The sequence below is a fragment of the Pseudomonas gingeri genome (assembly GCF_013385635.1).
Taxonomy (GTDB): Bacteria; Pseudomonadota; Gammaproteobacteria; order Pseudomonadales; family Pseudomonadaceae; genus Aquipseudomonas; species Aquipseudomonas gingeri_A.
The window spans coordinates 47,714-61,760 of sequence record NZ_JACAPR010000023.1 but is presented as its reverse complement, the minus strand read 5'-3'; the positions used below and the strand labels follow the sequence as shown (position 1 = coordinate 61,760).

Below are 14,047 nucleotides of genomic sequence, written 5' to 3'. Positions count from 1 at the left end.
GTTGAAACGGCGGCGCCGCGCTTAACCGCGCTCGCCCATCAGCCATTCGAGCTGGACTTCATGCTGGCCGCGATCGTCGGTGACGAAGATCGTGCCTTCGCTGATCATCACGTCCCACTTGATGACCCGCGGCATGTCCTTGGCGAGGGTTTCCAGGACTTCCTGCGGCACTGCGGCGATATTGACGTTTTTCAGGTTCTTCACCGCCGGGACCACCTTGGTTTCCCAGACCCGCAGACTGCCGTAGGCCAACAGGCTGGTGCGCTCGGTACGACGCGAGCACCAGGTCAGGCGATCGGCATCCGGCTGGCCGACTTCGATCCAGTGCAGGACGCGATCATCCAGGCTTTTTTCCCACAGGGCCGGTTCATCCACTTCCGACAGACCACGACCAAAAGCCAGCAGTTCGTTGTACCAGAGGGCGTAGGCCAGCAAACGCACGGTCATCCGCTCTTCCGTTTCCGAAGGATGGCGGGCAATGGTCTGCTTGACGCTTTCGTAGACGCTGCGATCCAGGTCGGTGAGGTTGAGTTCGAACTTGTAGGTCGTGGACGGCTGGGCCATGAACGGGGCTTCTAGAGACGAGGAAAGGCGCCAAGTCTAACCGATACGCGGGTCAATCAACGACTGTTGATGGTTATGAAGATGGCGCGCGTCATGTTAAAAGGCTCTACTGCCCTCGTCTTGTCCTACAGGATCGCCCATGCCGTTCACCGCCAAACCCCTCTCCGGCCTGAAAGTCATCGAGCTCGGAACCCTGATTGCCGGCCCTTTCGCCTCGCGGATCTGCGCCGAATTCGGCGCCGAGGTGGTCAAGGTCGAATCGCCGGACGGCGGCGACCCGTTGCGCAAATGGCGCAAGCTGTACGAAGGCACGTCACTGTGGTGGTTTGTCCAGGCGCGTAACAAGAAATCCCTGACACTGAACCTGAAGAATCCGGACGGCCTGGCGATCCTCAAACAGTTGCTTGGCGAAGCCGACATCCTGATCGAGAACTTTCGCCCCGGCGTCCTGGAAAAACTTGGCCTGGGCTGGGAAACCCTGCATGCGCTGAACCCGAAGCTGGTGATGGTACGCCTGTCGGGATTCGGCCAGACCGGACCGATGAAGGACCAGCCGGGGTTTGGCGCGGTCGGCGAGTCCATGGGCGGGCTGCGCTATATCACCGGCTTCGAGGATCGCCCGCCGGTGCGTACCGGGATTTCCATCGGCGACTCGATTGCCGCGCTGTGGGGCGTGATTGGCGCCCTGATGGCACTGCGTCATCGCGAAGTGAACGGCGGCCAGGGGCAAGTGGTGGATGTCGCGCTGTATGAAGCCATCTTCGCGATGATGGAAAGCATGGTCCCGGAATTCGATGTGTTCGGTTTCATCCGCGAACGCACCGGCAATATCATGCCCGGCATCACCCCCTCGTCGATCCACACCACGGCCGATGGCCGGCACGTGCAGATCGGCGCCAACGGCGATGCGATCTTCAAGCGTTTCATGCAGGCCATCGGCCGTGAAGACCTGGCGAACGACCCGCTGCTGACCAGCAACGACGGGCGTGACAGCCGGCGCGACGAGATCTACGGGGTGATCGACCGCTGGGTCAATTCACTGCCCCTGGACGTGGTGATCGCCGCCCTGAACAGCGCCGATGTCCCCGCCAGCCGTATCTACAGCGCCGAAGACATGTTCAGCGATCCGCAGTTCCTCGCCCGGGAAATGTTCCTGCAGGCCAAGCTGCCCGGCGGCAAGGACTTCAAGATGCCCGGTATTGTGCCGAAACTCTCGCAGACACCGGGCTCCAGCGAATGGGTCGGCCCGCAGTTGGGCGAACACAATGGCGAGGTGCTGGGCAGCCTCGGTTATGACAAGGTAGCGATTGCACGGCTGCGTGAAAGCGGCGCCATCTAGCGTCTCGTGCCTTGCTAAGTGCATCAACGACTGGTTTGAACCCGGGAAGGTATCCAGCTCATGACTCCCAGTGCCTTGTGGCGACACCTTGGTCTCCCGCTGTTGGCCGTGCTGATCTGTGCCCTGCCGCAAACCGGCCAGGCCAGGGAGGCCTTGACCTGGCTGCTGCGGGACCTGCCGCCCCTGAGCATTTTCGACGGCCCGAAAGAAGGCCAGGGGGCGGTGGACCGGATGCTGCCGCTGTTGATGGCGGCGCTGCCGGAGTACGAGCACACGGTGCTGCGGGTCAACCGGGCACGAGGCATGCAGATGCTCGGCGGACCTTTGTTCACCTGCGACCCGGCGCTGCTGTGGAACGCGGCGCGGGCGCAGAAAATGCTCTTTTCCATCCCCAGCATGGGCACCACCAGCAATGGCCTGGTGATTCGACCGGTCGACCAGGCGCTGATCGCGCCCTTTGTATTCGACGGCCGGGTCGATCTCGCTGCGCTGCTGGGCAGCAACAGCCTGCAACTGGGTATCGTCGCCGAACGCAGCTACGGCCATCCGATCGATGACGTGCTGCATCACACCCGCGCGCAAAACCTGGTCCCGCACTACGGCAACGATGCCCTTGGCAGCCTGTTGCAGATGCAACGCCTGGGACGATTGAAGGCACTGCTTGGCTACTGGGCGGAAATCCACTATCAGGCCCAGCAGCAACAGATCGCTGATGATGACCTGGTGTTCTATCCCATCAAGGGCACGGCCAACTATCAGTTCATCCGTGTCGCCTGCTCCAATACCCCACAAGGCCGGGCAGCGATTCCCCATATCAACGAGATTCTGCGCGGACTGCGCCGGCAGACGCTGGTCGAACTCTATGCGCACTGGCTTGCACCGCCAGAACGGGACAAGTACCGGGAAGACGCCAGGGAATTTTTCCTCGCACCCGAAGAGCAATGACAAATTGCGGGCAAAAGAAACCCCGAGAAGTGGGGAAACGACTCGGGGTTAAACGTGGCCTACAAAGACCAGTACGACAAGCCACACACACCGGAGCACAATGCCTGCTCTTGCCGTTATAAAATCTGACACCCTCTTGGGAAGGAAGGTTCCAAAAAAAATTCTAACGGCCGGCGGCGCGGAACACCCGGTGTTCGGCGGCATTACGCAGGGCAGCAATCACGCAGGGCTCCAGGCGCCCCTCGGCGATTCGAAGATCACGATGCAAGCCATCGACCACGTCCGTCAGCAGACGCTTGTCCGTCAGTTGCGCCTGATTGACTTCACGCTCCACCAGCAGTAGGCCGGCAACACTCTTCACACTCACCAAGCACTCACCATGGCCGCCGGATGGCGTCAGGGTCACCGGATACGGACTCAATGCCTCGTTGAGCAACAGGCTGATACTTTCCATCTCGATCACCACTCAATAGTCGAAAACCCGGAAGGTCGAAAACAAGAGAACCTGGAGTCAATGACCGCCAGTCAGAGAAGAAAGTTCGTTGGTCCTCGCAGGGCCGCACGAGCTGATCGACGTCTATCGAGCATGAACGAGAAAGATGACAGAGAAAAAACAGTCAGGGGCCGCACTGGCTAGAATCAGATCAATGGCTTTTAAGCCTTTTACTACAGGCCGCGTCGGCTTTGCTCACAGACATGCAGCGAGGCATCTGGTTTGTTGCCCTGTTCTCACCCGCCTCACCGTCGCGTTCACCGGAGACCTGTCTTGAGTTCACCCCCACCCACGCCACTACGGATTGTCCTGGCGGATGATCACCCGATTTTCCTGATTGGCTTGCGCGCCGTACTGGAGCGCGACCCCGGCTTGAGCGTGGTCGGCGAAGCCAGCACCCCACAGGCGCTCTTCGACCTGCTCGGCGAGTGCCCGTGCGACGTGCTGATCACCGATTTCATGATGCCGACAGCGGATCAGAATGACGGCCTGCGAATGATCGAGGCCCTGGTCCGACACTACCCTGACCTGCCGATCCTGGTGGTCACCATGCTCAACAATGCCGGGCTGTTCCGCTACATCCTGGACCTGGGCGTCATGGGACTGTTGAGCAAGGCCAGTCTCGCCGCCGAACTGCCGGTGGCGATCCATCATGTGCGACAACGCAAGGCGTTCGTCGCCAAGTCGGTGCGCCAGACCCTGGCGCAAGCCGGGGAAATCGGCAGCCATCGGTTGGGCGACCAGGAGCAGTTGTCACCACGGGAACTGGAGGTCACCCGTCTCCTGGCGGCGGGTCGCACGGTGGGCGAGATCGCCGCCAGGTTGTGTCGCAGCAAGCAGACCGTCAGCGCCCAGAAAGTCAGTGCCATGCGCAAGCTCGGCCTGTCCAATGATGCCGCCCTGTTTCTCTACCTGCAGGAACACGGGCTGTCCTGATCGCCGTCAGCCGGGTTGCTGCTCATGCTCCGCGACAACCACCCGACCGGCCATGCGCAACCAGGGCAGCAACTCGGCCCGGCTCATGGGCGCGGCAATCAATCGCCCCTGGACAAGCAGGTCGCCCAGTTCCTGGATCAAGCGGTATTCCTCATCGGTTTCAATTCCGGTGATCACCACCCGCAGGTTCATGCCCTTCGCCATGCTCAGGATCCCTGCGACGATCGAACGCTTGCGCGAGTCCTCGGCCATGCCGGTGACAAACCGCGGGGCGATCGTCAACTCCGAGAAAGGCAGTTCGAGCAGCTTCTGCAAGCCCGCACCGGCAACGCCAAAATCGCCGATCGACAGCTGGCAACCGAGCATCCGCAGGCGCAGCATGCCCTCGACCTGGGCCGCCTCGGCGGTGCATTCACCACTGTCGACCACCTCCAGCGTCAACCATTCGGCGGGCAGGTGAAAACGCTCCAGCAGTTCGTTCAAACGCTCGGCGAAATCCGCCTGTTCGACCATCAGCCCCGGAATATTCACCGCCACCGGCAAATACTCGTCCGTACCCAGATACACCTCGACCGACAGCCCGATGGCCTGTTCGAGCATGTGCCAGGCAAGGGCTTCCGAGAGCCCCGCATACTCAAGCACCGGCATGAACGTGGCCGGCAACAGCATGCCCTGCTCCGGATGCTGCCAGCGAGCCAGCGCCTCGACCCCCTGCACCCGACCGTCACACGTCACCTTGGGCTGAAAGTGGGCGCTGCAATACTGCTGGATCGCCCGGGGCCCGGCACCCGCCTGCAGCTCGTGCAACGACAGCAATTCACAGACCTGGGCCAGCGGCAGCCCCGGACGCTGGCGGCCGAAGCGTTGCTGGTAGGTCGCCAGCAACTCGCCCAGGATCGCCGCCGACGCCGGCTTCAGCAGACAACCCAGCACATGCAATCCTTGCTGCCGGGCCATATGTGCCGCCCCTTCGCGCACCTTCTGGTCGAGACTGCTGAGGATGATCAGCGCCTGGGCCTCACGCGTCTCCGCCAGGTGTCGGATCAGTTGCAAGCCATCACCACCCTCCAGGGACAGGTCGCAGATGGCAACATCCACCGGCCCGCGATTGGCCAGGGACTGCCGGGCACTCTCGACGCTTTCAGCCGTCAGCACATCGAAGACACCGTTGGCATTGAGCATCTGGTGCAACGCCATCAGTTGAAAGGGGTTGTCTTCAAGAACCAGGATCTTGAGTGCACGCATCGATGATCTCCGCAGGTTGAAGCGGTCGTTATCCGCAATGGCTTTCCACCTTAGCCAGGGGAGCGAGCGCTCCCCATAGGACAAGTCCTAAAGTACCGCCCCCTCTTGCAGGCCCGGCTCGATGTCGCCGATCACCTGATCGATCGCCGCCTTGAGTACCTGCCATTGCGGCTGCAACCGCTCGGCCGCCCGCAGGCGCAGGCAACCGTCCATGTCGACACAGGCCCGCGCCAGGGCGATGGCATCGACCAGGGAGGCGATCCCCTTGAGGCGGTGCACGGACATCGCCACGCCTTCCCAGTCAGTCCGGCCTACCATCGTTTCCAGTTCGTCGCGCTCCTCCCGCAGGTTCTTCCAGAGCTCCAGCAGCATGCGCTGCAACACCTCGGTATCGGCCAGCGTCATATTCCGCAGCGTCTGGATATCGAAGGATTTTTCCCGGGGCGCGATATCCGCCAGCAGGCGGGCCAGGTCATCGAGGACCACGGGCTTGACCAGCAGATCGTTCATGCCGGCCCGCAGGCAGCGTTGCCGCTCATCGCTCATGGCGTTGGCCGTGCACCCGACAATCAGGCAGGCCGGACGCTGCTCCTCGAACTCCAACCGCCGCAGCGCCTCAGCCAACTCATAGCCGCTCATCCCGGGCATGTTGCAATCGCTGATCACCAGGTCGAAGTGTCCGCTCTGCCAGGCCAGCAGCGCTGCTTGCGCCGTCTGGAACGACTCGACGCGCTGGCCGAGCACGGCGAGCTGCTGATGCAGCACCAGGCGATTGGCGGAAAGGTCATCGACGATCAACACGTTCAAGGCCGGCAGCTCGGACCTGGTATCGAGCTGCGGTACCGGTGTCGAGCGGCGTGCCTCGCGCTGGAGCGGCAACTCCAGGCGCACCTGGGTGCCCTGCCCGGCATGGCTTTGCAGCTCGATGTCGCCGCCCATCAGTTCCACCAGTTGCTTGCAGATACTCAGGCCCAGGCCGGTCCCGCGATATTCCTCATCGGTTTCGCCGCGAACCTGCATAAAGGGTGTGAACAGTGCTGCCTGTTGCTCCGGGCCGATGCCCCTGCCGCTGTCTTCGATAGCGATGCAGAGGTGGTCGATATCCGCCGATTGCGCAAGCCGGACAACGCGAACGCGAACAAAGCCCTCATGGGTGAACTTCAGGGCATTGCCGATCAGGTTGTGCAGCACCTGGCGCAAGCGCAGCGGGTCGAGCCGATGGTCGTCCACGAACAGGGGTTCGATATCCAGGCTCAGTTCGATCCCCTTCTCCCCGGCCTGGGCTTGGAACAAGCGCACGACGCCCTCGAGGAAATGCTTCAAGTCGGTGGGTTGCAGGTCCAGGCGCATGCGCCCGGCCTCGATTTTGGCCAGGTCGAGGCTGTCGCCGATCAGCGTAGTCAGCTCCCGCGCCGACTGATAGGCCACCTGCAAACCTTGCGAGAATGCCTGCCCCCTGGCCAGCGCCTGTTCGCGCTCCACTTCGAGCAAGCCGATGATGGCCCCCATGGGCGTGCGAATTTCATGGCTCATGGTTGCCAGGAAGGCACTCTTGGCCTCGCTGGCCTGCTCGGCCTGCCGACGGGCCTCGGTCAGTTGTGCCTCGAGTCGCTTTCTTTCGGTGATATCGATCCAGCCGCCCAACAGCCCCTGCAACTGCGCCTCGGCCGAGTAGAAGGGCACCATCCATTGATAGACATCGATACTGCCACTGATAAATTCGAGCCGACGATCCTTGAAGACCGGTTGCTGGTCGTCCAGCAACTGCACGAACTCATCATGCAGTTGCCGGGCAACCTCCTCGGGCAGCATGCCGGTTTCGGTAACACGCCGCCCCTGTACCTGCTCCAGTGTCGTCGACAGGCCCTGCTCGTAACTGCGATTGCAGGTGATCAGCCGCCCTTGCAGGTCACGCACGAAAATCGGATTGGGGATGCCGTCCAGCAGCGCCCGCTGGAAGGCCAGCCGGTCATTGAGCTCCTGCTCGGCCTGGCGGCGCTGGCGAATCTGGATATTCAGGCGGCGGTTCCAGGCGAGCGAGACAACCCCCAGCAGCAACATCGCCCCGGCCAGCCCATAGACCCAGCGTGGTACCCGCTTCCACACCGACGGCGGCGGTGCCACGGGTACGGCACCGAGCCACTTGATCCGCAGTGCCCGCAGTTCCGCGACAGGAAACGCCTCCAGCGACTTGTTGAGAATGCTGAGCAGTTCGGGAGACGTCTTCACCACCGAAAAACTGTCGGCGGACCAGAGCCCTTCCACGCTGCGCCCGACCTTCAATCTGCCGGGCGGATACAGATAGGCCCAGGCATCGCTCTGAATGGTCGCCGCCGCCTCGCCATTCTCCACCAGGGCGCGGGCCTCCTCCGGGGTCCTGACACTGCGCAGCACGACATCAGGGTGCTCGCGGCGAATCATCGTTTGCAGCGCATGCCCTTCGGGTAGCGCCAGGACACGTCCGGACAGCTGCTTGAACGAGCCCAGCGGGGAGTCGTTGACCGGCACGACAAAGACCCAGGAACTGCCGCCGAAGGCATAGGTGAAATTCAGGAAGGCCTTGCGCTCAGGACTTTCCGCCAGCGAGCCGTTCATCATCGCCTTGCCCTCCTTGAGCATGCCGATGGTCTGCATAGTGGAGAAGCTTTCCTCGAAGACGAACTGCAGCCCGGTCATCCGTGAAATACGCGCCAGCAGGTCGGCATTGAGGCCTACCCAGCGGTCGTGGCCATCCTTGTAGATATGCGGCGGATACTGCTGGGACGCGACCACCACCCGTGGATGCTTGTCGATCCAGGCCAGTTCCGCGGGGGTCAGGTTGACCCGCGGCTGGGTGATATCCGAGCCGAAACCGGTGGTCCAGCGTGCCAGGATTTCCCGTTGCGTGGCCTCGTCGATACTGTCCAGCGCACGCTGGATCAAGCCACTGAGCAACGGCTGCGACTTGCGCGTGGCAAAGGCGAAGCCGATGGGCGGCAGCGCGCTCTGGCCACGAATCTGCAAGCCCATATAAGGCCGGATGGTCTTGTAGGCCCGGACAATCACTTCATTGCCGATAAAGGCGTCGACCTCGCCCTGGGCCAGTGCCTCCAGTGCGCTGTAGAGGGTCGGCGCGAGGATGATCCTGCTTCCGGGATAGGTGGCATGCACCACCTGCGCATCGGCATAACCTTCCAGCAGGACCACCTTGCGGTCCTTGAGATCACCCAGGCCAGGGGTTTCACTGCGAGTGACGATCACTGATCGGTCGGGCATGTAGTCGCTGGAGAACGCCAGCTCGGGAACGCCCCGCTCGAAGCCGTTGGCGCTGGTGAGGAAATCGATCTGGCCGTTGCGCAAGGCTTCCACGGCCTGGTCACGCTCGGCAAAGCCGATGACCTCCACCGCCACCCCGAGCCGATCGCGGATCAGTCCGACATAGTCGGCGCTGATACCCTGGTAGCGATTACGGTCGTTGGTAATGTCCACCGGCTCGTAGTCGGCCACCGAAATACCCACCCGCAAGATACGCTCGGCCCCCAGCCAGTGCCGCTCGTCCGCACTCAAGGGCAACCGGTCGAGCTCGACAAACGACGCGGGCAGGCTGAATGGCAGCCCCTGCGCAGCCATCGAATGGCCCGACAGGCTCGCAAGCAGCGCCAATAGCAGCCATGCCAGAGTGGAATGTAGCGATCTGCGCTGAAACACCATGACGAATTACCTGACCCCTTTTATTCGGAACATGAAAAAACAGGGCGCAAGTTTGGCATGCAAAAACGATAAAGCCCGCCAAGGGGCGGGCTCTAAAGTGTGACCTTTCTAGTCGGTCAGAGCGGCTTGCCGCGGTTGCCATGCTGGCTGACAAAGGCCTGTACGGCTTTCAGGTCGTTGGCCAGGACCGTGCAACGCTCATCTCTTTCAAACAAATCGGAAAGATGTGCTGGCAGCTCAAGAGCTTTTCCTACACCCGCTTTCTCAACTGCTTCAGGGAACTTGACCGGGTGCGCAGTGCCCAGGATCACCATCGGCGTATCCAGGCTGCGACGGCACTCACGGGCGGCCTTGACGCCGATGGCGGTATGCGGGTCGAGCACCTCGCCGGTCTGGGCGAAGACTTCGGCGATGGTCTCGCAGGTCTGCGCATCGTCCACGGCCAGGGAGTCGAACAGCTTGCGCGCCTCGGTCCAGCGATCCTGGTCGACACTGAAACCGCCACCTTGCTTGAAGGTGTCCATCAGGCCGGCGATGGCCGCGCCGTTACGACCGTGCAAGTCGAACAGCAGGCGTTCGAAGTTCGACGAGACCATGATGTCCATGGACGGCGACAGGGTCGCGTGCAGGGTTTCCTTGACGTACTGGTTGCCGCTCATGAAGCGGTGCAGGATGTCGTTGCGGTTGGTGGCGACGATCAGCTGGCTGATCGGCAGGCCCATGTTGCGCGCCAGGTAGCCGGCGAAGATGTCGCCGAAGTTGCCGGTCGGCACCGAGAACGCCACCGAACGGGCCGGGCCGCCCAACTGCAGGGCCGCATGGAAGTAGTAGACGATCTGGGCCATGATTCGCGCCCAGTTGATCGAGTTCACCGCGACCAGCCGCGTGCCTTTGAGAAAGCTCTGGTCGGCGAAGCTGTTCTTGACCATTTCCTGGCAGTCGTCGAAGTTGCCTTCGATGGCGATGTTGTGGATGTTCTCGCCGAAAAGGGTGGTCATCTGCCGCCGCTGCACTTCCGACACCCGGTTGTGCGGATGCAGGATGAAGATATCGACGTTCTCGCAATGCTTGCAGCCTTCGATCGCCGCCGAGCCGGTATCACCGGAGGTGGCGCCGACGATCACCACGCGCTCGCCGCGCTTTTCCAGCACGTAGTCGAGCAAGCGGCCGAGCAGTTGCAGGGCGAAGTCCTTGAACGCCAGAGTCGGGCCGTGGAACAGCTCGAGCACCCATTCGTTGCCATTGAGCTGGCGCAACGGCGCGACGGCGTTATGGGCGAAGACCCCGTATGTTTCCTCGAGGATCTTCTTGAAGTCGGCATCCACAATGCTGCCGGTGACGAACGGGCGCATGACCCGGAACGCCAGCTCGTGGTACGGCAGGCCGGCCCAGGAAGCGATTTCCTCCTGGGTGAAGCGTGGCAGGTTTTCCGGCACGTACAGGCCACCGTCGCTGGCCAGGCCGGCCAGCAGCACGTCTTCGAAATTCAGGGCCGGTGCCTGGCCGCGGGTACTGATGTAACGCATGAAGAATTCCTCTCTAATCGGCAGCGCCGGCTTAGTTCAAGTGCTCGACGCGGATCCGCACGACAGGGCCGACCACACCTTGCAGGGCCTCCAGCGCAGCGATGGCGTCGTTGATGTGCTGCTCCAGCACGCGGTGGGTCAACAGGATCATCGGCACCAGGCCGTCATGCTCTTCGACTTCCTTCTGCATGATCGATTCGATGTTGATCCCGCGCTCCGACAGGATGCTCGCCACCTGGGCCAGGACACCCGGATGGTCCTTGGCCTGGATCCGCAGGTAGTAGGAACTTTCGCAGGCCTCGATCGGCAGGATCGGGTGGGCCGACAGCGAATCCGGCTGGAAGGCCAGGTGCGGTACACGATTCTCCGGGTCGGAGGTCATTGCCCGCACCACGTCCACCAGGTCGGCGATGACCGACGAAGCGGTGGGTTCCATGCCGGCACCGGCACCGTAGAACAGGGTCGAACCGGCGGCGTCGCCATTGACCATGACGGCGTTCATCACACCGTTGACGTTGGCGATCAGGCGATCGGCCGGGATCAGCGTCGGATGGACCCGCAACTCGATACCGGCAGCGGTGCTGCGCGCCACGCCCAGGTGCTTGATGCGATAGCCCAGGGCCTCGGCATAGTTGACGTCGGCAGTGGTCAGTTGGGTGATGCCTTCGGTGTAGGCCTTGTCGAACTGCAGCGGAATACCGAACGCGATGGACGCCAGGATGGTCAGCTTGTGCGCGGCATCGATGCCTTCGACGTCGAAGGTCGGATCGGCTTCGGCGTAACCCAGGGCCTGGGCCTCGACCAGCACGTCCTCGAAGGTACGGCCCTTCTCGCGCATCTCGGTAAGGATGAAGTTGCCCGTGCCGTTGATGATGCCGGCGACCCAGTTGATACGGTTGGCCGACAGGCCTTCACGGATCGCCTTGATCACCGGGATACCGCCGGCCACGGCCGCTTCGAACGCGACGATCACGCCCTTCTCGCGGGCCTTGGCGAAGATTTCATTGCCGTGCACGGCGATCAGCGCCTTGTTCGCGGTGACCACATGCTTGCCGTTCTCGATCGCTTTGAGTACCAGCTCGCGGGCAACGGTATAGCCGCCCATCAGCTCTATGACGATGTCGATCTCAGGGTTCGTGGCCACTTCGAAGACATCGCTGGTAATCGCAATACCGGTCGTTTGGAACTGAGGCTTTGGCGTGCGCGTGGCGATTTGCGCCACTTCGATTCCACGCCCGGCACGACGAGCAATTTCCTCGGCGTTACGCTGAAGTACGTTGAAGGTGCCGCCACCGACGGTACCTAACCCACAGATGCCTACTTTGACCGGTTTCACTCTGAACTCCCCATGAAACGGCCGACGCGAGGTCGGCCGTGGAAAACAGCCGCTGGACCACCAGCGGCTTGCTGTTTAGGACCGCCGGGCCAGATGTCCGGGGTCTTGCTCGTCAAAGGCGACCGCGACGAGGCTGGATTACTTGGCGGCCAAGGCCAGTTTGGCAACTTGTGCCGCCGGCTGGTAGCCCGGAATCACCTGGCCGTCAGCCAGGACGATGGCCGGTGTGCCGTTGACCCCGATCGACTGGCCGAGGGCGAACTGCCTGGATACCGGGTTGGCACACTTGGCGGCCTTGATTTCCTTGCCATCGACCATCTGGTCCATGGCGGTTTTCTTGTCGGCCGAGCACCAGACCGCCTGCAACTGCTCGTCACCCGGCGAACCCAGGCCCTGGCGCGGGAAGGCGACATAACGCACTTCGATGCCCATCTTGTTCAGCGCCGGCACTTCCGCGTGCAGCTTGTGGCAGTACGGGCAGGTGGTATCGGTGAACACGGTGATATGCGACTTGGTTTCGCCGATGGCCGGATAGACCACGGTCTCGGCCACCGGAATACCGTTGATCAGCTTGGAGATGCCCAGGCGCTCGGTTTTTTCGGTCAGGTTGACCGGCTTGCCGTCCTTGAGCTGGAACAGATAGCCCTGCATGACGAACTGGCCGTCGGCGCTGGCATACAGCACGCGGCTGCCCTTGAGCTTGACTTCGTAAAGGCCGGCCAGGGGACTGGCGGAAATGCTCTCCACCGGAGTTTCCAGCTGGAGGCTGTCGAGGCTCTTGCGAATCGCCTGTTCGGCGGTGTCATCGGCCAAGGCGAAGGTGCTGACCAACGCCAGGGCGGCGGCGGCGAAAATCTGAGTCAAGCGCATGGGAACTCCTGATAGCGGGCAAAGGGGCCAGGCTGATCGATCCGTTCTGGAACAGACCGGTTTCAAGTGCCCGCTTTGCAAACCGATAAAGCCTATCACATAAGCCCGGCTGGGCCGAACCCCGTGTCGCCTCAGCCGCGCGGGTGATGTTTGGCGTGCATGTCCTGCAGGCGGGCACGGGCGACATGGGTATAGATCTGGGTGGTCGACAGGTCGCTGTGCCCCAGCAGCATCTGCACCACCCGCAGGTCCGCACCGTGGTTGAGCAGATGGGTCGCAAAGGCATGGCGCAGGGTGTGCGGGGACAGCGATTTGCCGATCCCGGCGACCTTGGCCTGGTGCTTGATTCGGTGCCAGAAGGTCTGGCGGGTCATCTGCTCGCCGCGCTGGCTGGGAAACAGCACATCGCTCGGCCGGCCGCCGAGCAGTTCGCCACGGGCATCGCGCATGTAGCGTTCGACCCAGACAATCGCTTCCTCGCCCATCGGCACCAGGCGTTCCTTGCTGCCCTTGCCCATGACCCGCAGCACGCCCTGGCGCAGGTTGACCTGTTCCAGGGTCAGACTGATCAGTTCCGTCACCCGCAGCCCGCAGGCGTACAGCACTTCGAGCATGGCGCGGTCGCGCTGGCCGATCGCCTCGCTCAGGTCCGGCGCTTTCAGCAAGGCTTCGACGTCGGCTTCCGACAGGGACTTGGGCAATGGACGCCCCAACTGCGGCATCTCCACCTGCAGGGTCGGATCGACGGCGATTAGCTTTTCGCGCAGCAGATAACGATAGAACCCACGCACTCCGGAAAGAAAGCGGGCCGTGGAGCGCGGTTTGTAGGACTGCTCCAGACGCCAGGCCAGGTGGTCGAGAATCAGCTCGCGACCCGCATTGAGCAGCTCCAGGCCCTTTTCCTGCAACCAGCCGTTGAACAGCGCAAGGTCGCTGCGATAGGCATCACGGGTATTGTCCGAGAGACCTTTCTCCAGCCACAGGGCGTCGAGGAACTGGTCGATAAGCGGGTGATCGATGGCGGGCATAAGGGTCTCATCGCTGGCAAGCCAGCTCCTGCACGGGGTATCCATTGCAATCTGACTGTGACAGCGACCAATGGT

At 62.3% G+C, this 14,047-nt stretch carries 11 protein-coding genes; 3 read left to right on the top strand and 8 right to left on the bottom strand.

What is annotated here, in order from left to right; genetic code table 11:
- Positions 1–21 precede the first annotated feature (21 nt).
- Positions 22–564 (bottom strand): YaeQ family protein, encoded by a 543-nt coding sequence (locus tag HX851_RS26000; RefSeq protein WP_017124044.1) that lies wholly within the window; start codon positions 562–564, stop codon positions 22–24.
- 139 nt (positions 565–703) lie between these two features.
- Here HX851_RS26000 and HX851_RS25995 point away from each other — a divergent pair, with 139 nt between their 5' ends.
- Together HX851_RS25995 and HX851_RS25990 are read left to right on the top strand one after the other, a co-directional pair.
- The gene (locus HX851_RS25995) at positions 704–1,903 is read left to right on the top strand and encodes a CaiB/BaiF CoA transferase family protein (RefSeq protein WP_177059229.1); all 1,200 of its coding nucleotides are present in this window, start codon (positions 704–706) and stop codon (positions 1,901–1,903) included.
- Positions 1,904–1,963: 60 nt separating this feature from the next.
- Positions 1,964–2,848: a TIGR02285 family protein gene (locus HX851_RS25990; protein WP_177066168.1), complete on the top strand. Its 885-nt coding sequence runs from the start codon at positions 1,964–1,966 to the stop codon at positions 2,846–2,848.
- Between the two features lie 163 nt (positions 2,849–3,011).
- Here the strand turns inward: HX851_RS25990 and HX851_RS25985 are convergent, their stop codons facing one another.
- Complete coding sequence (locus HX851_RS25985) at positions 3,012–3,302, bottom strand: DUF3509 domain-containing protein (protein ID WP_177059225.1); 291 nt, start codon at positions 3,300–3,302, stop codon at positions 3,012–3,014.
- A gap of 312 nt (positions 3,303–3,614) precedes the next feature.
- On the opposite strand from HX851_RS25985, the gene HX851_RS25980 reads away from it, so the two are divergent.
- A complete protein-coding gene (locus HX851_RS25980) occupies positions 3,615–4,277 on the top strand; it encodes a response regulator (protein ID WP_177059223.1) in 663 nt (220 codons plus the stop codon).
- Between the two features lie 6 nt (positions 4,278–4,283).
- Here HX851_RS25980 and HX851_RS25975 read toward each other — a convergent pair whose 3' ends face one another.
- The 6 genes from HX851_RS25975 to xerD all read right to left on the bottom strand — a co-directional run bounded on the left by HX851_RS25975 (position 4,284) and on the right by xerD (position 13,972).
- Entirely contained in the window at positions 4,284–5,522 is a 1,239-nt protein-coding gene (locus HX851_RS25975; protein ID WP_177066169.1) for an EAL domain-containing response regulator, read from the bottom strand.
- An 87-nt stretch (positions 5,523–5,609) separates the two neighbouring features.
- Positions 5,610–9,131 carry an ATP-binding protein gene (locus tag HX851_RS25970; RefSeq protein WP_177066170.1) on the bottom strand — a complete coding sequence of 1,174 codons (3,522 nt, stop codon included), beginning with the start codon at positions 9,129–9,131 and terminating at the stop codon, positions 5,610–5,612.
- Between the two features lie 197 nt (positions 9,132–9,328).
- Positions 9,329–10,738, bottom strand: a complete 1,410-nt coding sequence (gene thrC / locus HX851_RS25965) for a threonine synthase (protein ID WP_177066171.1) — start codon at positions 10,736–10,738, stop codon at positions 9,329–9,331.
- A gap of 31 nt (positions 10,739–10,769) precedes the next feature.
- Entirely contained in the window at positions 10,770–12,074 is a 1,305-nt protein-coding gene (locus tag HX851_RS25960; RefSeq protein ID WP_177059215.1) for a homoserine dehydrogenase, read from the bottom strand.
- A 138-nt stretch (positions 12,075–12,212) separates the two neighbouring features.
- Positions 12,213–12,944: a thioredoxin fold domain-containing protein gene (locus HX851_RS25955; protein WP_177059213.1), complete on the bottom strand. Its 732-nt coding sequence runs from the start codon at positions 12,942–12,944 to the stop codon at positions 12,213–12,215.
- A gap of 131 nt (positions 12,945–13,075) precedes the next feature.
- Positions 13,076–13,972 (bottom strand): site-specific tyrosine recombinase XerD, encoded by an 897-nt coding sequence (xerD, locus tag HX851_RS25950; RefSeq protein ID WP_177059211.1) that lies wholly within the window; start codon positions 13,970–13,972, stop codon positions 13,076–13,078.
- Positions 13,973–14,047: the final 75 nt, after the last annotated feature.

Bases quoted from the DNA above. Each gene is read 5' to 3' on its own strand.
- HX851_RS25995 (WP_177059229.1), top strand. From the start codon at position 704: ATGCCGTTCACCGCCAAACCCCTCTCCGGCCTGAAAGTCATCGAGCTC.
- HX851_RS25975 (WP_177066169.1), bottom strand. From the start codon at position 5,522: ATGCGTGCACTCAAGATCCTGGTTCTTGAAGACAACCCCTTTCAACTG.
- thrC (WP_177066171.1), bottom strand. From the start codon at position 10,738: ATGCGTTACATCAGTACCCGCGGCCAGGCACCGGCCCTGAATTTCGAA.
- HX851_RS25955 (WP_177059213.1), bottom strand. From the start codon at position 12,944: ATGCGCTTGACTCAGATTTTCGCCGCCGCCGCCCTGGCGTTGGTCAGC.
- HX851_RS25990 (WP_177066168.1), top strand. From the start codon at position 1,964: ATGACTCCCAGTGCCTTGTGGCGACACCTTGGTCTCCCGCTGTTGGCC.
- HX851_RS25985 (WP_177059225.1), bottom strand. From the start codon at position 3,302: ATGGAAAGTATCAGCCTGTTGCTCAACGAGGCATTGAGTCCGTATCCG.
- HX851_RS25970 (WP_177066170.1), bottom strand. From the start codon at position 9,131: ATGGCTGCGCAGGGGCTGCCATTCAGCCTGCCCGCGTCGTTTGTCGAG.
- xerD (WP_177059211.1), bottom strand. From the start codon at position 13,972: ATGCCCGCCATCGATCACCCGCTTATCGACCAGTTCCTCGACGCCCTG.
- HX851_RS26000 (WP_017124044.1), bottom strand. From the start codon at position 564: ATGGCCCAGCCGTCCACGACCTACAAGTTCGAACTCAACCTCACCGAC.